The organism is Opitutus sp. sgz309028, from assembly GCF_059821195.1.
The window spans coordinates 430,431-448,021 of the sequence record NZ_JCAMRR010000004.1 but is presented as its reverse complement, the minus strand read 5'-3'; the positions used below and the strand labels follow the sequence as shown (position 1 = coordinate 448,021).

18 protein-coding genes are annotated in these 17,591 nt (G+C 66.7%); 10 read left to right on the top strand and 8 right to left on the bottom strand.

What is annotated here, in order from left to right:
* Positions 1–18 precede the first annotated feature (18 nt).
* Both AC6RV7_RS17605 and AC6RV7_RS17600 read left to right on the top strand, forming a co-directional pair.
* Positions 19–1,374, top strand: a complete 1,356-nt coding sequence (locus AC6RV7_RS17605; RefSeq protein WP_500095348.1) for a hypothetical protein — start codon at positions 19–21, stop codon at positions 1,372–1,374.
* Positions 1,375–1,384: 10 nt separating this feature from the next.
* The gene (locus AC6RV7_RS17600) at positions 1,385–2,035 is read left to right on the top strand and encodes a DNA alkylation repair protein (protein ID WP_500095347.1); all 651 of its coding nucleotides are present in this window, start codon (positions 1,385–1,387) and stop codon (positions 2,033–2,035) included.
* Positions 2,036–2,041: 6 nt separating this feature from the next.
* Here the strand turns inward: AC6RV7_RS17600 and rlmN are convergent, their stop codons facing one another.
* Entirely contained in the window at positions 2,042–3,121 is a 1,080-nt protein-coding gene (gene rlmN / locus AC6RV7_RS17595; RefSeq protein ID WP_500095346.1) for a dual-specificity RNA methyltransferase RlmN, read from the bottom strand.
* Between the two features lie 227 nt (positions 3,122–3,348).
* Between rlmN and AC6RV7_RS17590 the strand changes: the two genes are divergently transcribed.
* The gene (locus AC6RV7_RS17590; RefSeq protein ID WP_500095345.1) at positions 3,349–5,487 is read left to right on the top strand and encodes a PAS domain-containing hybrid sensor histidine kinase/response regulator; all 2,139 of its coding nucleotides are present in this window, start codon (positions 3,349–3,351) and stop codon (positions 5,485–5,487) included.
* Here the strand turns inward: AC6RV7_RS17590 and upp are convergent.
* From upp to AC6RV7_RS17565, 5 genes are all read right to left on the bottom strand, one after another.
* Positions 5,475–6,095 carry a uracil phosphoribosyltransferase gene (gene upp / locus AC6RV7_RS17585; protein ID WP_500095344.1) on the bottom strand — a complete coding sequence of 207 codons (621 nt, stop codon included), beginning with the start codon at positions 6,093–6,095 and terminating at the stop codon, positions 5,475–5,477. The genes AC6RV7_RS17590 and upp overlap by 13 nt on opposite strands.
* Positions 6,096–6,121: 26 nt before the next feature.
* On the bottom strand, positions 6,122–6,613 hold the full coding sequence (locus AC6RV7_RS17580) for a gluconokinase (protein WP_500095343.1): 492 nt from the start codon (positions 6,611–6,613) through the stop codon (positions 6,122–6,124).
* A 26-nt stretch (positions 6,614–6,639) separates the two neighbouring features.
* A complete protein-coding gene (locus tag AC6RV7_RS17575) occupies positions 6,640–7,107 on the bottom strand; it encodes a DUF5069 domain-containing protein (protein WP_500095342.1) in 468 nt (155 codons plus the stop codon).
* A 33-nt stretch (positions 7,108–7,140) separates the two neighbouring features.
* A complete protein-coding gene (locus AC6RV7_RS17570; protein ID WP_500095341.1) occupies positions 7,141–7,827 on the bottom strand; it encodes a response regulator in 687 nt (228 codons plus the stop codon).
* A gap of 85 nt (positions 7,828–7,912) precedes the next feature.
* Complete coding sequence (locus AC6RV7_RS17565) at positions 7,913–8,188, bottom strand: hypothetical protein (RefSeq protein WP_500095340.1); 276 nt, start codon at positions 8,186–8,188, stop codon at positions 7,913–7,915.
* A 220-nt stretch (positions 8,189–8,408) separates the two neighbouring features.
* On the opposite strand from AC6RV7_RS17565, the gene AC6RV7_RS17560 reads away from it, so the two are divergent.
* From AC6RV7_RS17560 to AC6RV7_RS17530, 7 genes are all read left to right on the top strand, one after another.
* Complete coding sequence (locus AC6RV7_RS17560) at positions 8,409–8,963, top strand: BON domain-containing protein (protein WP_500095339.1); 555 nt, start codon at positions 8,409–8,411, stop codon at positions 8,961–8,963.
* Between the two features lie 65 nt (positions 8,964–9,028).
* Positions 9,029–9,550, top strand: a complete 522-nt coding sequence (locus AC6RV7_RS17555) for a DUF3016 domain-containing protein (RefSeq protein WP_500095338.1) — start codon at positions 9,029–9,031, stop codon at positions 9,548–9,550.
* A gap of 54 nt (positions 9,551–9,604) precedes the next feature.
* Complete coding sequence (locus AC6RV7_RS17550) at positions 9,605–10,012, top strand: RNA-binding S4 domain-containing protein (protein WP_500095337.1); 408 nt, start codon at positions 9,605–9,607, stop codon at positions 10,010–10,012.
* Between the two features lie 268 nt (positions 10,013–10,280).
* Positions 10,281–12,242 (top strand): sensor histidine kinase, encoded by a 1,962-nt coding sequence (locus AC6RV7_RS17545; protein WP_500095336.1) that lies wholly within the window; start codon positions 10,281–10,283, stop codon positions 12,240–12,242.
* On the top strand, positions 12,239–13,516 hold the full coding sequence (locus AC6RV7_RS17540) for an ATP-binding protein (RefSeq protein WP_500095335.1): 1,278 nt from the start codon (positions 12,239–12,241) through the stop codon (positions 13,514–13,516). Before AC6RV7_RS17545 ends, AC6RV7_RS17540 begins: the two co-directional genes overlap by 4 nt.
* 135 nt (positions 13,517–13,651) lie before the next feature.
* Positions 13,652–14,326, top strand: a complete 675-nt coding sequence (locus AC6RV7_RS17535) for a hypothetical protein (RefSeq protein WP_500095334.1) — start codon at positions 13,652–13,654, stop codon at positions 14,324–14,326.
* A gap of 67 nt (positions 14,327–14,393) precedes the next feature.
* The gene (locus AC6RV7_RS17530) at positions 14,394–16,550 is read left to right on the top strand and encodes a protein-disulfide reductase DsbD family protein (protein ID WP_500095333.1); all 2,157 of its coding nucleotides are present in this window, start codon (positions 14,394–14,396) and stop codon (positions 16,548–16,550) included.
* A gap of 50 nt (positions 16,551–16,600) precedes the next feature.
* Here AC6RV7_RS17530 and AC6RV7_RS17525 read toward each other — a convergent pair whose 3' ends face one another.
* Complete coding sequence (locus AC6RV7_RS17525) at positions 16,601–17,140, bottom strand: DUF2249 domain-containing protein (RefSeq protein ID WP_500095332.1); 540 nt, start codon at positions 17,138–17,140, stop codon at positions 16,601–16,603.
* Entirely contained in the window at positions 17,137–17,496 is a 360-nt protein-coding gene (locus tag AC6RV7_RS17520; protein WP_500095331.1) for a cupin domain-containing protein, read from the bottom strand. Before AC6RV7_RS17520 ends, AC6RV7_RS17525 begins: the two co-directional genes overlap by 4 nt.
* Positions 17,497–17,591: the final 95 nt, after the last annotated feature.

Sequence of the window (17,591 nt, the reverse complement as noted above, 5' to 3'; positions counted from 1 at the left end):
TGGCGCTTTTGTCGCGGCATGGGATTTTTTGACCGTCTGGCCGGCAAGAAACCGGCCGCTTCGTCCACCCCGGCGCAGCCGTCGTCGGCACCACCGGCCGCGACGCCAGCTGAAGCCGCCGCCGCGGGCAGCGTGAAAGCGCGGCTCGTCGCCGCGCGCGAGAAGTTGGAGGCGCACGATCTGCCAGGCGCGCTCGCGATCTACGAAGAAGTGCTCGCCGAGGCCGGCGATCGCCCGGATGTGCTGGTGACGATCTCCGGCGATCTCGGCACGAACGGCCATGTGAAGGAAATCGTGGAGCTCGTCGCGCCGCGCTACGATGCCGAGCGTCACGGTCCGGCGACCGGGTTGAACCTGCTGCAGGCGTATCTGGTGTTGCGCCAGGCCGAGGCGGCGCAGCATGTGCTCGATCTGCTGTTCGCGTTGAACCGGCCCGAGCTGGAGGAGCGCCTTTACGGATTCTCCAACGCGATCGCGGAGATGATTCACTCCGGCCAAACCGCGGACGCGACCTCGGGTGGCGCCGCGTCGGGCGGTGTGCCGGAAGACGTGAAGATCAACCTCGTGAGCATCAGCAAGCCGATGTGGTTTTACGGCCTCGAGCCGCTGGCGGCGGAGATCCTGCCGCCGAAGGACGGCCGGTTGCGGCGCGTGGCGTTTGCGCAGCTGGCAACGCCCGGCCTCGCGAATTTTCTCGAAGTCGCGAAACAACCCGAGACCGAGCTCGGCCGGATGAGCCGCGCGATTCCGCTGTGGCTGGCGGAGACGTTTTATTTTTCGCCGCATTATTCTCCAATCGCGGCGATCGGCGTGCAGGGCGGACATTATGCGGTGTTTCCGTCGGAATGGAGCGCGGACAATCTGCGGCAGCTCGTCGAGACGACGCAGGGCGGCCTCGATTATATTTTCACCGGCGCGCTCCGGCAGGTGTCGGGCGACTGGGAGATGATCCTGCGCGTGTGGGAGGTGAAGAAGTTTCGCGAGCGCAAGCAGTTCACCGCGCGCTGGGCGCCGGCGACGGCCGACGCGGAGCTGGCGAAGCTGCAGGAGCAAGTGCGGTTGTTCATGGAGTGGAGCCCGGAGAAAAACGGACTCGCCTACGCGCCGCCGGCGTCGCCGACGACGTGGCTGGATACGCTCGGCGCGGGGCTGACTTTGTTTCTCGGCGAAAAAAACCTTCTCGAAAAACCGCAGCTCGCGACCGTGAACGAGGAGACTGTGGCGCGCGCCGGTGCGGCGGCGAACACGGGCGAGGCGGCGTCGCTGGCGTTCCTCAGCCTGCGCAATCGCGCCGAGAAACTCGCGCTCGCGTCGCGGCTCGACGCCGCGCTGGCGGCCTCGCCGTTGGTCGCACAGGCGCAGCAGCTCGGCTGACGGAGGAGGCATGAACGCGGCCGGGGAGATCGTGGCGCGCCTCCGGTCATGGCGGGACGAGCGCAACATCGCGGGCATGCGCCGTTTCGGCATCGTGCCTGCCGGCGAGCAGCTGGGGATACCCGCGCCGCGACTGCGCGCGCTGGCGCGGATCCATCGACGCGATCACGAGCTCGCGCTCGATCTCTGGCGGACGGGCATTCACGAGGCGCGGATTCTGGCGACGCTCGTGGCGGATCCGCGGCGGCTCACGCGCCGGCAGATGGATGCCTGGGTGCGCGATTGCGACAACTGGGCGGTGACGGATTCGCTGGCGTTCGTGTTCGATCGTACGGAGTTCGCGGAGGCGAAGGCGCACGCGTGGAGCCACCGCCGCGCGGAGTATGTGAAGCGGGCGGCATTCTCGATCATGGCGGGGATGGCGGTGCATCGAAAGGAGCTGCCGGACGAGGTCTTCCTGCGCTTCCTGCCGGTGATTGCGCGCGAGGCGACGGACGAGCGAAATTTTGTGCGCAAGGCGGTGAACTGGGCGCTGCGTCAGATCGGCAAGCGCAACCCGCGTCTGCGCCGCGCGGCAATTGCGGAAGCCAGGCGTATTCGGAAAATCGATTCGCGCGCCGCGCGCTGGATCGCAGCCGACGCGTTGCGCGAACTGGAGTGAGCCTGCTCAGCTCGCGATCGCGAGCTGGCCGCAACCGGCGGCGATGTCGATGCCACGCCGCTGACGGACGGTGCTGGGCAGCGAAAACTCCTCGGCGAGGATGGTTTGAAACCGCCGCGCGGCCTCCGAGCGGGCGGGCGCTCCGTCGTATCCTTGAGTTGGATTCAGTGGGATCAGGTTGACCTGCGCGGGCAGGCCGCGGAGCAGGGTGCCGACGGCGCGGGCGTGGTCCGGCGTGTCATTTTTTCCCTCAATCAGGGTCCACTCGTAGAAGATCCGCCGGCCGGTCGCTTCGCTGTAGGTGCGGCAGGCGGCCATGAGCTCGTCGAGCGGCCATTTGCGGGCGGCGGGCACGAGGGCGGCGCGTTCGGCCTGATCCGCGGCGTGCAGTGAAACGGCGAGGTGGAGCGGGCGCTGCTCGCGCGCGAGGCGGAGAATGCCAGGCACGACGCCGACGGTGCTCAACGTGATGCGCTCGGCGGCGAGGGCGAGCCCGCCGTCGTCGCGGAGGATGTCGATCGCGTGCATGACGGCATCGTAGTTGTGGAGCGGCTCGCCCATGCCCATCAGCACGATGTTGCGCAGACGTTCGGGGCGCGGCGATGAGTCTGGTCCGGATGGGGCGGGCGCGGCGCGCAGGGCGCGGGCGACGTGGACGGCTTGCGCGACGATCTCGCCGGGCGTGAGATGGCGCGTGTAGCCCATTTGGCCGGTGGCGCAAAAGACGCAGCCCATCGCGCAGCCGACCTGGCTGGAAATACAGGCGGTGACGCGCCCGGTGAAGCGCATCAGCACGGTCTCGATGCGTTCGGCGTCGTCGAGTTGCAGAAGATATTTCCGGGTGAAGCCGTCGCTCGAGTCGGTCGCGGCGACGGCCGGCAGCACACCGAGGCGAGCGTCGCGGGCAAGCGCCTGGCGAACGCGCACCGGCAGGTCGGGCATCGCCTCGAAGTTGTTGGCGAGATCCAGATAAAGATGGGACCAGAGCCGGGCCGCATGCACCGGGTTGAGGTCGCGCTCAGCCAGCCACCGCCGCAGTTGGTCGCGGTTGAGATCGTAAAGATTGGTGCGGATCGGAGGCGTCACGGCAGGCGCCGGATGCAACGCACGCGGCGCGCGAACGCAAGCCGGGCGGAACCTCTCGCGCGCGCGGGAAATATTTCAAGCGGCGGCGTTTTTGTGACGACGTCGTTGGACAACGAGAGTTGTCATTCTGAGCTGCAAGGGATTGCGGCGCGCGTCGACGCGCGGGTCGTCCTACAGTTTCTTCCGATCGCGCCGATGGGAGGCCGGGATTCTCGTCCTTTCCGCCCGTGCCCCCGTCCATCCCCACGTTTCTTGCCGATTCCGTGCGCCGTCCGCGTGCGAGGCGACTGTCGCGGACTGCAGGCGAGCGCGCGCCCGCGGTTTCCGGAGCGACGGCGGATGAGCTGCTGCAGGCGGTGGCGGCCGCGAGCGCGACGGCGATGATGGCGGCCGGACTGGATCGGGCGATCGCGTGGGTGAATCCCGCGTTCACGCGTCAGACGGGTTATGGGATCGAGGAGGTGACCGGTCGGCAGTTGGAGGATGTGCTCTCCGAGCTTCTGTGCGATCCGGCGGCCGTGCGCGCGATGGATGACGCGCTGGCTCGTGCGGAATCGCGATCGTTTGCGGCGGAGAATCGGACCAGGTCTGGCGGACTTTACTGGGCGGATATCACGCTGGAGCCGGTCCGCGACCGGCAGCGGCGGGTGACGGCGTATTTGTTAACGCAGGACGATCTTTCGGAGCGTCGCGAGCATGAGGAAACCCTGCGACGGGCGAACGTCGCGATGCAGGATCTGAACGCGCAGTTCGAGGGTGCGATCGAGCGCGCGCAGCAGCTGGCGATGGAAGCGGCAGTGGCGAATCAGGCGAAGAGCGCGTTTCTCGCGATGATGAGCCACGAAATCCGCACGCCGCTCAACGGCGTGATCGGGATGACGAGCATCCTCGAGGCGACGAAGCTCGACGATGAACAACGCGAGTGTCTGCGCACGATCAAGATGTCCGGCGAAGCGCTGCTCGCGGTGATCAACGACACGCTGGATTATTCGAAGATCGAAGCCGGCCGGCTGGATCTCGAGCAGGTGGAGTTCGATTTGCGCGGCTGCGCGGAGGAGGCGGCGGATTTGCTCGCCGGCCGCGCCTTCGCCAAAAAACTGGAGCTTGTGTGCGACCTCGCCGAGGACGTGCCGGCCAGAATCCTCGGCGATCCGGTGCGGTTGCGGCAGATCTTCGTCAATCTGCTCGGCAATGCGGTGAAGTTTACCGTCGCAGGTGAGATCGTGCTGCACGTCGGGGTGGAGCAGCGGGCGGGCGAAGGGCTCACGTTGAAGATGGGCGTGCGCGACACCGGCATCGGCATCCCGCCCGACAAACAGCACCGGTTGTTTCAAAGCTTCTCGCAGGTCGACGTGTCGACGACGCGCCATCACGGTGGCACGGGTCTCGGATTCGCGATCAGCAAGAAGCTCGCCGAGCTGATGGGCGGCACCATGTGGGTGGAGAGCGAACCGGGGCGCGGCTCGAGTTTTCTGTTCACGATCCAGGTGCGTGCCGTGGCGCCCGAGCTGCAGCTCGAGCCGAGGCACCTTGAACTGGCCGGCCGGCGCGTGCTCCTGATCGACGACAACGCCACGAGCCGCGACGTGCTCGCGCACCACTTGCGTCATTTCGGAATCGACGCGGTGGCGGTGCCGAGCGCTGCCGCCGCGGACGAGCAGCTGGAGAAAGGCGAGCCGTTCGATCTCGCGCTGGTCGATCTACATCTCGGCGGCACTGACGGGGCGAGCTGGGCCCGCGCGCACGTCGCGAAAGACCGGCGGTTCCCGATCGTGTTGATGAACGCGATTGGCGATGCGACGGACGAAGCGGTGATCGACGCGGTGGTGCACAAGCCGGTCAAACGCGATCAACTCGGCGAGAAACTGGCGCAGGCGTTGAGCGGCGTGCCGCGGCCGTCCGCGAAGCCGGTGCACGTGAGCGGCGAATTACGGCAGACGGCGCGCCGCCGGCCGTTGCGGATCCTGATGGCCGAGGACAACGCGGTGAACCAGATGGTCGCGCGGCACCAGCTCGCGCGGCTCGGGTATGCGGTGACGGTCGTGAGCGACGGCGAACAGGCGTTCGCGTCCGTGCGAGACGTTGACTTCGACGTCGTGCTGATGGACGTGCAGATGCCGGAACTCGATGGGTTCGAGGCCACCCGGCGGATTCGCGCGGACGCGCGCACGGCGCAGCTGCCGTGGATCATCGCGTTGACGGCCGGCGTGGGCTCGGCGGATCGCGAGGAGGCGCGTGCCGCGGGGATGAACGATTATCTGGCGAAACCCTTGCGGCCGGCCGCGCTGCAGGCGGCGCTGGAAAAAGCTTACGCGGAAGTGCAGCGACGGCGCACCGGCGGGAAATTGCCGGCTCAGGTGCCGTAAAGCCGGTCGCCGAAGTCGCCGAGGCCCGGGAGGATGTATTTGCGGGGGTTGAGCTCGCGATCGAGCGCAGCCGTGAAGATCGGCAGTTCGGGAAAATGCCGATGAACCTCGGCCACGCCCTCGGGCGCGCTCACGATGCTCACGAGCGTGATGGCCGTGGCGCCGTTCTCGCGCAGGGCGCGGATGGCCTGCACGGCGGAGCCGCCAGTGGCCAGCATCGGATCGACCAGCAGGACCCGGGTGCCGTCGTTCACGGGCGGGAGTTTGCAATAATAGCTGTGGGCCACGGCCGTTTCGTGATGCCGCTCGAGACCGATGTAGCCGACGTTGACGTCGGGAAACGTATCCAGAAAAGGCTGCACCATGCCGAGCCCCGCGCGAAGGATGGGGACGATCACGAGCGGATGGGAGTCGAGCACGCGACCGACGCAGCGCTCGAGCGGCGTCTGGACCACTTTTTCGGAGGTGGGCAGTCCGCGCGTGGCTTCGATCGCGAGCAGCAGTGTGATCTGGTAGCACAACGTGCGGAACGTCGCGGGCCGCGTGCTCTGGTCGCGCAGATGGGTCATCACGTGATGCGCGAGGGGATGATCGAGGACGTGAAGCATGGCGGGAAGAATGACGGTGGAGCAGGTTACAGACCGAGTGCGGCGCGGATCCGCGCCACGATTTCGCGCGGTGTTGGCGAGACGTCGACGGCGATCGCATCGGCGGGCGGTTCGAGCGTGGCGAGCTGGCTGTCGAGCATCTCGGCGCGCATGAAGTGGTCGGTGCGCGCGTGCAGGCGGGACAGCAGCAGTTCGCGCGAACCGTGAAGGTGGACGAATTTCACGCGGGAGCGATCCGGTGCGAGCTCTGCGCGGTATTTGCGTTTCAGCGCGGAGCAGGTGACGACGGCGTTGTCGCCCCGGGCGAGGCAGTCGTCGATGTGGGCCCGCAACGCGGCGAGCCACGGCGCGCGGTCTTCGTCGGTGAGGGGCTGGCCTGCGGCCATTCGCGCGACGTTGGCGGCGGGGTGGAAATCGTCGGCGTCGGCGAAGCTCCAGTGCAATTCGCGGGCAAGGAGCCGGCCGACGGTGGTTTTGCCGCTGCCGGCGACGCCCATGACAAGGATGACCAGCGACATCTCGGTTGGCGTGTCGCGGCGGTCGCTTAGTCCCGCCACGGTTCGGTCGCGAGCGGATCGCGACCTTCGTCGCGGTCGATCAGATCGAACATCGTTTCGATGCCGGCGGCCCGTTCGGCCAGTCCGTATTCGCGGATACGTTGCTGCACCACAGCGGTGCGGTCGTCGCGCCAGCCGAGCTTCGACATGAAACGATTCCAGATCATGCAGTCCTCGTCCGAGCGAGGCGTGCCGAGCTCCTGGCACCAGGCGAGGATTTCTTCGTCGGAGCCGCCGGCGAGGGTGCGGTCGCGGATCGCGGCGTAGGGCACGCCGAGAAAACGGCAGCAGCGTCCGTCGAAAAAATTGGGGCTGCTCGTGTCGCCGAGATTGCCCGTGTAATCGGGCGGCAGTTGGCCGGCGGCGTGGAGCCGGATCTTGTCGAGCATGCGGCCGAAATACACGAGGCGGCCCACTTTGGCGTAGGGGCTGCGGAGACCGGGAACGTGGGGCATGGAAGAATCGGGGCCGGCGCTGGGCGCGGGCGACTATTTGTCGACCGAGATCAGGCCGTTACGCATGGCGTAGCGCACCACGCCGGCGACGTCGTGCACGCCGAGCCGTGCCATGAGGTGCATGCGGTGGGTCTCGATCGTCTTCACGCTCAAGTTAAGGAGAAACGCGATTTCCTTGGTGCTCCGGCCCTCGGCGATCAGCTGCACGATTTCGCGCATGCGCGGCGTCAGCGTTTTGGTGGCCTCGGCTTTGGGATCGGCCGCCAGCTTGCGGTAGCGAGCGAGGACTTCACGGGAGATCGTGGGGCTGAGATACGTTTCGCCGCGGCGCACGGCGACGAGCGCGAGCTGCAGCTCGGCGGTCGCGGCATCCTTCAGGAGGTAGCCGCTCGCGCCGGAACGGAGGGCCTGGAGGACGTAGTCCTCGCTGGTGTGCATCGAGAGGATGAGCACCTTCGTGCGGGGACATTCGCGGACGATGCGCGCGGTGGCGTCGAGGCCGTTGAGCGCGGGCATGGAGATGTCCATCATCACAATATCCGGATTGTGCTGGTGAACGAGGGCCACGGTTTCGCGGCCGTCGCCGGATTCGGCGACGATGGAAACGCCGGGAATTTTTTCGAGCAGCGTTCGAATTCCCGCCCGAACGAGCGCGTGATCGTCGGCGAGTATGATCGTGAGCGGACCGGACACGACCGAGTTATCCAACTTCAGCGGCATGGCATAAAGGAAAATTCGCGGAGGAGCCGCGCCCGGCTGCGGGATCGTGCCTGAGCGAACGGGAAGCCGGAGCGTCGTCTGCGAGTCATTCCCGCCAAAAGTAAATCGCCGTGCACATGAGCGCAAACGCCACCGTCGGGCCGTTGACCCAGAGCGCATCGAATTTCATGTGATACCGCTCCACGAGCCAGCTGACGGTCCAGCATTTCACCGCGATCAAAATCCAGCACACGAGAATGAGCCGCTCGATCCGACGGTTTCGGCGCGGCAGGTGCTCGACGAGGTGAACGGCCTCGACAAAGCCGCGATCGAACTCCGCTGGGCGGCGGCGCGTGAGCAGCTGGATGAGGTTGGGAAACATGGCCGCGGGAAGCTACCCAGCGCCCGGGGAAAAGAAAGCCTGCGGGCGGCGCTTTTTCGCCGCGGACGTCGTGCGTTTCGCGGGATCCGACCGGGTCCGAAGGTTGCAGAACGCGGGAAGCCGCTGCGGCCGCAAGAAGAGCGAAAATTCTAAGCCGCGCACCGCGGTCGAGTTGGCCGCGCGGTCGCTTCGCTGGCATCGTTGTCGCTCTTCCGGAGAGGTGAAATCGATTCCGCTTCCTCTGCTGGCATGGGTGGCGATCGCCGCGCTGCTGGCGGCCGGGGCGGCGCGGGCGGACCCCGAGACGGACCGCAAGATCGAGGATGCCGCTCGCGAGTCGTATAATTTCAAAGCGGTGCTCAAGAAGCAGGTCGTGGTGCACGCGGAGGAGGGCGTGGTGACTTTGAACGGCACCGTGCTCGACCGGCAGCAGCGGACGCTGGCGGAGGAAACCGTGCGAAATCTGCCGGGCGTCGTCAGCGTAAACAACGAACTCGAGGTGGCATCGCCGGAGCATGAGCGGGGTGACGGTTGGATCGCGCTCAAGATTCGCGGAATTCTGCTCGTGCGCGCCAACGTCAGCGCAGCGCAAACGGATGTGGTGGTGCGCGACGGGGTGGTGACGCTGACCGGCACGGTCGACGACGAGCGGCAGAAGGAGCTGACGGCGGCGTATGCGCGCAGCGTGCAAGGGGTGAAGGAAGTGCGGAACCGTCTGCAGGTTCGCTCCGGGAACGGCGAGCTGCCGCCGGATCCGGTGACGGATCGGTCCTGACCAAATCCGGGAACGGCAGTCGCGCAGGAAACTTTTTTGTGGTAGCGTCCGTCTCACTCAAACCCATGAAAACCCTACGCTATTCCCTCGCTTTTGTTCTCGGAGTGGCGGCGATCACCGGACTTCGCGCCGCCAACCCCTCTGCCGATTCCCGCGTCACGGTGGAGTTTTCCGATCCGGACAAGTTCACCGACGCCGCCGACGGACAACGCGGTTCCGATTACGGCCGCGATAAGAATCTGGAAGAGTTGAAGGACTACATTGTCCAACGCGCCACGAAGATGCTGCCTGAGGGGCAGAAGCTCGCCGTCACCATCACCGATGTCGATCTCGCCGGCGAGATCGAGCCGTGGCGCAGCCCGAGCGCGCAGGACATCCGCATCATCAAGGACATCTATGCGCCGCGCATTCAGCTGTCGTTCAAGCTGACCGATGCCAACGGCACCGTGATCAAGGAAGGTAAGCGCACGCTCAGCGATCTCAGTTACACGATGAAACTGCGCGTCGATCGGTCCGACCCGCGGGTCTACGACAAGGGCCTGCTGGACGACTGGCTCCGGTCGGAGTTCGGCCGGGCGAAGAAGTAAATTTCGGCAAACCCGTTTGCGCGCGACCGCGAATCCCTCAGATTCGCGGTCGTTTTGTTCACGCCGTCAGAAAGCCTGTCTTCCCCGATCGCGAGTGCCCGCCTGGACAAGTGGCTGTGGTCGATTCGCCTGTTCAAGTCGCGCGCCCTGGCGGCGGATGCCTGCCGCGCTGGCAGCGTCGAGGTGGAGGGCCAGCCGGCGAAACCCTCTCGCGACGTTCATCCCGGCGAAACGGTGAGCGTGCGGTTCGGGCTGATCACGCGAACCTTGAAGGTGACCGGCGTGCCGAAATCCCGGGTGGGCGCGAAGTTGGTGCCGGATTTTTGCACCGAGCTCACGCCGGCGGCGGAATTCGAAAAGGCCCGCGAACAGCGGGTGCAGCAGTTTCTCGCGCGCGAGAAAGGGTCCGGCCGTCCGACGAAGCGCGACCGGCGCGCCCTCGATGAGTTGCTGGGGCGGTGACGCGACGGAGAGGAATTGCGTTGCCTGAGCGCGGGGTTGCGGCGCAGAGAGCGTGAGGCCGGCCGATGTAGGCATGTGCGATTTGACGTTCGCGCGCGCTTAACTCCCCGGGAATTTGTGCCGAAACCCCCTAGAATCACATGCAACCACGAGACATGATCGCCCCCGGTGTTGGACTGGTGGCGCGGTCCGGCTTCGCTGTCGGCGGTTCCAGCCGTCGGCCGGCGGTCGGCTCGCGGGCGGTCGGCTCGCGGCACGGAGGCAAAGCATGAGCTCGGTGGCAGAGCTGGAAACGACACCCGCGGAGCCGGCGGAGGAGTGCAGCCCGCCGGAGGTGCGGCCGCCGCAGGCGCATGTGGCGACGCTCTTCACGCTGAGCGAGCATCGGGTGTTCATTCGCACCAACCGGCTCTTTCGTTTCCTGCTGGCTGGCCAGTGGGCGGTGGGGATCGCGGTGGCCGCGGCGCTGGGCGAGGAGCGCGTGAGCTTGTCGGTAATCGGCGTGGTTTTGCTCGGCGCGATCTTCACGGTGCCGGCCTTTGTAGTGATGCGGTGGATGCCGTTCGAGGCGGTCACGCGCGCGGCGGTGGCGCTGTCGCAGATGGGCTTCGGCTTTTTGGCGATCCAGATGGCGGGCGGCCGGCCGGAGAGTCACTTCCACCTGTTTGCGTCGCTCGCGTTCCTTTCTTTGTATCGCGACTGGCGGGTGCTGCCGGTCGCGACGCTCGCGGTGGTGGTTCACCACCTCGCGGTTGGGCGCTGGTTGCCGGGCGTCGCGATGGACTTTTCGCGCCTGCTCGTCGATGGCGGCTGGTTGTTGTTCGAAAGCTTGGCGTTGGGCTGGGCGTGTGTGGATTCCCGCCGCGAGATGCGCGAGATCTGTCAGCGTCAGGACGAAAATCAGCGGCTGCTCGCCGAGCTCGAGCAACGGGTTGCCGAGCGCACGCGCGCACTGCAGTCCGAAATGGAAGCGCGGGCGCGCACCGCGGAAGAGCTGCACAAAAACCAGCAGCAGCACCTCGACCTCGTCGCGCGGGTGCCGATCGGGATTTTCGAAACGACGCGCCATGGCGGTGTCCGCTATGCCAATCCGCATCTCCTCAGCCTGATCGGCCTCCCGGCGCGGTTCGATCCGACGGCGATTTCGCTCGCCGATGGCCGCATCTTTCCGCGGGCCGATCGCGATCGGCTGTGGGCGCGGCTGGACGCGGAGAAGGAAGTGCGGGGGTTTGCCGCGACGCTGCATCATTTCGACGGCTCGAGTTTCGAGGTCATGATCAACGCGCGGCTGCGCCAGGGAGCTCCCGGTGAGGAGCCGGTGTGCGAAGGCACGGTCGAGGATGTGACGGGCCGCAAACGCACGGAGCGGGAGCTGGATGCCTTGCACAGTCAGCTCGTGGTGGCGTCGCGCCAGGCGGGCATGGCCGAGGTCGCAACCGGGGTGCTGCACAATGTCGGCAATGTGCTCACGAGCGTGAATCTCATCGTCCACGATGTGCAGGACCGGCTGAAAACCACCCGGCTGACGCACCTGCAGCGCGTGGTGGACGTCCTGCAGCGCGAAAAGCCGCGCCTGGGCGAATTCCTCACCGGCGACAGCGCCGGCCAGCAGCTGCCGGATTTTTTGGACAAGTTGAACGCGCACCTCGCGGCCGAAAACAAGCAGCTGTTGGGCGACGTGGAGGGGCTGGTCCGCCACTTCGAGCACATTCGCGAGATCATCGTGACGCAGCAGGGCTCGGCGCAGTTGTTCGGCGTGATGGAGACCTTGTCGCCCGCGCAGTTGTTCGAGGATGCGCTGCGGCTCAGTGCCGAGTCGATCGAGCGGCACGGCATCGCGCTCGAGCGGAACTTCGAGGAGGTCGGCACCGTGAAGGCCGATCGCCACAAGGTCCTCCAGATCCTCGTCAACCTGCTCAAGAATGCGAAGGACGCCCTGCAGTCCGTGCAACGCCCGGACCGCCGCGTCCGCGTGCGCGTGCATCGCGAGGGACCTCGCACGATCGCGCTCTCGGTGGCGGACAACGGCCCCGGCATCGCGCCGGAAAACCTGCGACGCATCTTCCAGCACGGGTTCACCACGAAACCGACGGGCCACGGTTTCGGCCTTCACAGTAGCGTGCTCGCAGCGCGTGAGATGGGCGGCGATCTGACGGCGGCGAGCGAAGGCCCGGGGCGCGGTTCGACGTTTACCCTGACGCTTCCGTTCGCAAAGGACGCTGCGACATGAGCCCGCTTCTGCCGCCCAATCGCCGCGTTCTCCTGATCGACGACAACCTGTCGATCCACGATGACTTCCGGCGCATCCTCGTGCCGGCGAAAAACACCGACACGCTCGACGACGCGGCTGCGGCGCTGTTCGGCCTGCCTGCCGAGACGCCGACCGCGAAGTCGGATGTGTTCGAGCTGGATTATGCGCAGCAGGGACAGGAAGGCTGCGACAAAGCTGCCGCGGCCTTTGCCGCCGGCCGGCCCTACGCGCTCGCGTTTGTCGACATGCGGATGCCGCCCGGCTGGGACGGATTGACCACGATCGGCAAGCTGTGGGAGATCGATCCCGAGATGCAGATCGTGATCTGCACGGCCTATTCGGACCGGAGTTGGAGCGAGATCCAGACGGCGCTCACGGCGCGAGACCGCTGGCTCGTGTTGAAAAAACCGTTCGACAAGGTCGAGGTGCTGCAGCTGGCGCAGGCCCTCACCGAGAAGTGGCACCTCACGCGGCTGGCGAAACTCCAACTTGCCACGCTCGAAGAGCACGTGAACGTGCGCACGGACCAGCTGCGGCAGGCCGTGCAGGTGAAAAACGAATTTCTGGCCAACGTCAGCCACGAGCTGCTGACGCCTATGAACGGAATCCTCGGCATGCTCGAGGTCATCGCCGACAGCGGGCTGAATGCGGAACAGGCGGAATGCGTCGCCGATGCCCGTTCCTGCGCCGAGAGCCTCGGCCAGCTGCTGCGTCAGATCGTGGCGTTCAACCAGGCCGAGGCGGGCACGCTGGCGCTGGATGCCGTGTTGTTCAGTCCGGCGGCGTTGCTGAGCGAAGTCACCGGCGTTTATCGCGCCCGGGCGCAGCACAAGGGACTCAGGATCGAGACTCGTGTCGCACCCGCGCTGCCGGCGCTCGTGCGCGCGCCGTTCCCGGTGATCCGACAAATCCTGCTGGTGCTGGTCGACAACGCGGTGAAATTCAGCAGCGCGGGCGGGGTGACGCTCTCGCTCGACGGCGACGGCGGGCGTTTGAATTTTTCCGTGAGCGACACCGGCATCGGCATGACCGACGAGCAGCTGGCGTGGATCGCGCTGCCCTTCGCGCAAGTCGACGGCGGCCTGTCGCGCCGCAACACCGGCATCGGCCTCGGTCTGCCGCTGGCGAAACGGCTCGCCACCTCGCTTGGCGGTGAACTCACCCTCGCGTCCACGCCCGGCCGGGGCACGACGGCGTCGTTTTCCGTGCTCACCACGCGCGATCTCGAGTGCGCTGCAGCCATGTGCACCTGAGCCGCCGGCGGCTTGTTTTTATTACCGCCGACGAGGCGCCCGGCATGCCCGGTAATACCGTCGCGCTGCAAGGGGAATCCGCTTGGCCGCCCGCGGCCGTCGCGCGAGCGTGTCCGACCGATGTCGACCCAGGCAATGACTCCTGAAGCTCCGTGGCGTGCCGGACTGCGCAGCGCGCGGGCGAATCTGCTGCCGGGGTTTGTGCTGCAAGCGGCGGCGATCGCACTGGTCACAGCCTATTATCGCCACGAGCCGACCCGGGCCGTCCTGAGCCGCTTGGCGGAATGGCGGCTGGAGGTCGGCGTGGTGTCGTCGGTGCTGTCGACGGGCTTTTTTGGCGGACTGCTACCGCTGCTCTATCTTTGGCTGCGGCCGGCGACCCGGAGTCACTACAACGTGCCACAAGGAGCGGCGATCACGTTGTTTTGGGCCTACAAGGGACTGGAGGTCGATCTATTCTACCGGCTGCTCGCGCACACGATCGGTGAAGGGCACGACGTCGCGACGATCGCGACGAAGACGCTGATCGATCAGTTTGTCTATTGTCCGATTCTGGCGGTGCCCGCCACCGTGTTGCTCTACGAATGGGTGGCACACCGATTCGACCGCGGCGCCGTGGTCGCGGACATCCGCGCGGGAGGCTGGGTCCGCCGGCGGCTGGTGCCGGTGCTGATCTCGAATCTCGGCGTGTGGCTCCCCGGCGCGGCGATCATTTACACGCTGCCCACGCCCTTGCAGGTGCCGCTGCAGAACCTCGTGCTGTGCTTTTTCACGCTGCTGGTGGCGCATCAGACGCGGAGGGCGGGTTGACCCGGCTCGTCGGGGAATATCCGCCGCAAGTTTTGCCTCCCATGGGAACACCCGCATGCTGCCGTCCATGAAGTCACTCCGTTGGTTCGCCTGTCTTCTCTTTTTCGCCCTCCCGCGACTCGGGGCGGCGGACGCGCACGTGCAGGCCGCGCTCGTCGCGGCGGAGACCTCGGTGCAGCCAGGCCGGCCGTTCGTGGTCGCGTTGCGGCTCGAGCATGAACCCCACTGGCACACCTATTGGCTGAATCCGGGCACCGGCCTCGCGACCACGCTCGAGTGGAAACTGCCCGAAGGTTTCAGCGCGGGCGAAATTCAGTGGCCCGCGCCGATCGTCTTGAAGGACAGCAGCGGTGCCGTCGTCGGCAACGGTTACGAGGGCGAAACGTTCCTCCCGGTCACGATCACGCCGCCATCCCAGCTCGCAGCAGGCAGCACGGTGGAGCTCAAGGTCAGGGCCGACTGGCTCATGTGCAGCGACGTGTGCATCCCGGGCGGCGCCGATCTCGCGTTGACGCTCCCGGTGAAGACGGAAATGCCCGCGCCGAACTCCGCTTGGTCGGAAAAAATTCGGCAAACGCTCACCCATCTGCCGCGTCCGCCGGACAACTGGGACGTCACCGCGACCCGCGACGAGAAAAACGTGACGATTCGCCTCGCGCCACGCGCGGGCACGAAACATTCGCCGGAGCTGCTGCATTTTTTCGCCGACGATAATCTGGTTGCCTACGAACTGCCCCAAACGATGAACGCCGACGGCCGCGGCGGGTGGGTGCTCGTGGCACCGATCTCGCCGGACGGACCGGAGCAGCCGACGATGTTGCACGGCGTCTTGACCTCCGAGAACGGCTGGCGGGCGGGAGACCCGGCGCGGGGTTTGCGTTTGGACGTCCCGCTCGAAGCCGCGGCGGCCGCGACTGTGGCCACGACACCATCCTCCGGCTTCGCCGCCCCGCCGTCGTCCGGCTCGTCCGGTTCGGTCGTGGCCGGCGGCTTGCTCGGCACGCTCGCGCTGGCGTTCGTGGGCGGTCTGATTCTGAACCTGATGCCCTGTGTGTTTCCGGTCCTTGGCATCAAGGTGCTCGGCTTCGTCAACCAGTCCGGCCACGAACGCGGCAAGGTCGTGGCGCACGGTCTGGTGTTCGCGCTCGGCGTGCTGCTGTCCTTCTGGACGCTCGCGGCGGTGCTGGCGGTGCTGCGCGCGGGGGGCGACGAGCTCGGCTGGGGTTTCCAGCTGCAGTCGCCCGCGTTCGTGTTTTCGCTCGCCGTGCTGCTGCTGGTCTTCGCGCTCAACCTCAGTGGCGTATTCGAGTTTGGACTACGTGCCACGAGTCTGGGCGGCGAACTGCAGACGAAGTCCGGCTTCGCAGGATCCTTCTTCATCGGCGTGCTAGCGACTGTGGTTGCGACGCCGTGCTCGGCGCCTTTCCTGGCGCCAGCGCTCGGCGCGGCGCTGGCGCTTTCGACCGCGCAGTCGTTCGCGATCTTCACCGCGATCGCGCTGGGGCTCTCGGTCCCTTATCTGCTGCTCTCGATTTTCCCCGCCGCGGTGAAGATCCTGCCACGGCCCGGCGCATGGATGGAAACCTTCAAGCAGCTGATGGCGTTTCCGCTTTACGCGACGGTTGGATATCTCGTGTGGGTGCTGGCCGGGCAGGTGAGCGAGGAGGGCCTGCAGCAGGTGTTGTTCGCGCTCGTGCTGATCGCGCTGGCGGTTTGGTGCTACGGTCGCTGGCACGCGCCCGGCGCGAAACCCGCGCGCGCGCGCTTCGGGCTGGCGGCGCTCGTGATCGTCGGTGCGGCCGGCCTCTGGCTCGGCTGGCCGCGAACGGCGATCGCTTCGCCCGCCGCGGCGCTCGCGGCCGGCGAGGTGGCCTGGCAGCCGTGGAGTCCGGAAGCGGTCGAGAAACTTCGCGCCGAAGGCCGCACGGTCTACGTCGATTTCACGGCGCGCTGGTGTTTCACCTGTCAGACGAACAAGAAAATCGTCTTTCACTCCGACGACGTGCTGCGTGAGTTCGCGGCGCGAAAAGTCGCCACGTTGCGTGCCGACTGGACCAACAAGGATCCGCGAATCACGGCCGAGCTCGCGCGCTATGGCCGCTCGGCAGTGCCGTTCAACCTGATCTGGTTTCCCGGACGCGAAGAGCCGCAAATCCTCCCCGAGCTGCTCACGCCGGGCGTCGTCCTCGACGCGCTGCGTCAGGGCGAGCCGGAGCGGAGCTGAGCGGCGAAGCCGGGCGGCATCACGGTGCAGCCCGGATCGCAACGAAACGGTCAGGCGGGCGCGCCGCCGCGACGAAACGTATTCAGCCACGAGCCGTCGTTTTGTTCGACGGACGCGTGCGACACGTGGCGGGAGTCGAGCTCGGCGAGCAGATGCACCGGCTTGCGATCCGTGAGCGCGCGCAACTGGCCGCCCGTCGGCAGCGTTTCCAACGCCGCGAGGATGTGGAGCATCGGTTCCGGCGGCTCGAGTCCGCGCACATCGAGCAGCGGTCCGGCGTCGGATCCGTGAGAGCCGCAGCCCTTCACGGCGGGTCGCGGTTGCGTCGGCGCAGTCGTGGCGGCGGTGCGCGTGATCCGGACCTGGAACTCCTCCGGGCCCCGCTGGAGATACTCCCAGCTGAACGCATCCGGAAACTGCGCGTCGAACTGATAGTAGAGCGGCACGGGATCGTGGTCGTTGACCAGCACGAAGTGAGCGCCGACGGGAAGCTCGTTCCAGCGCTTGAAGATCAGCGCGTGTTTTTCGCGGCAGGAAATCTCGCGCACGTCGAATCGCGCGGGGTCGTGGGTTTCGGTGGTCGGGTTCATGAGGAGGAGGACGCCGGAATGGGCTCGCCGCACAGCGTGAGCAACATGGTGAAGGGTTCCGACGCGCGCACGGCGTGCGGATGGTGCGGCGGCAGGTGGAGCAGCGTGCCGGCGGCAAGCCGCTGCCATTCGCCTGCGAAGAAAAAGTCGCACGCGCCGCTGAGGATCTGCACGAGCGCGCGGCGCGCATTGGTGTGCGCGGTGAGTTCCTGGCCGGCGGCGAAACTGAAGAAGGTGACGCGCGCTTCGGCGGTGGTGAGCAGCGCGCGACTGACGATGCTCGCGGGCGCGGCGGCGTCGGCGGTCAACTGGACCGTGCCGGCTGCATCGCCCGGAATGGCGGAAAAAGAATTCATGTCTCACGGTAGCAGGCCGCACGCGCGTGTGCCTTGATGCGGGTCAAGCCCGTGCCGGATGGCGATCAGTCGCGCGCACGCGGGCCTGCAGTTTT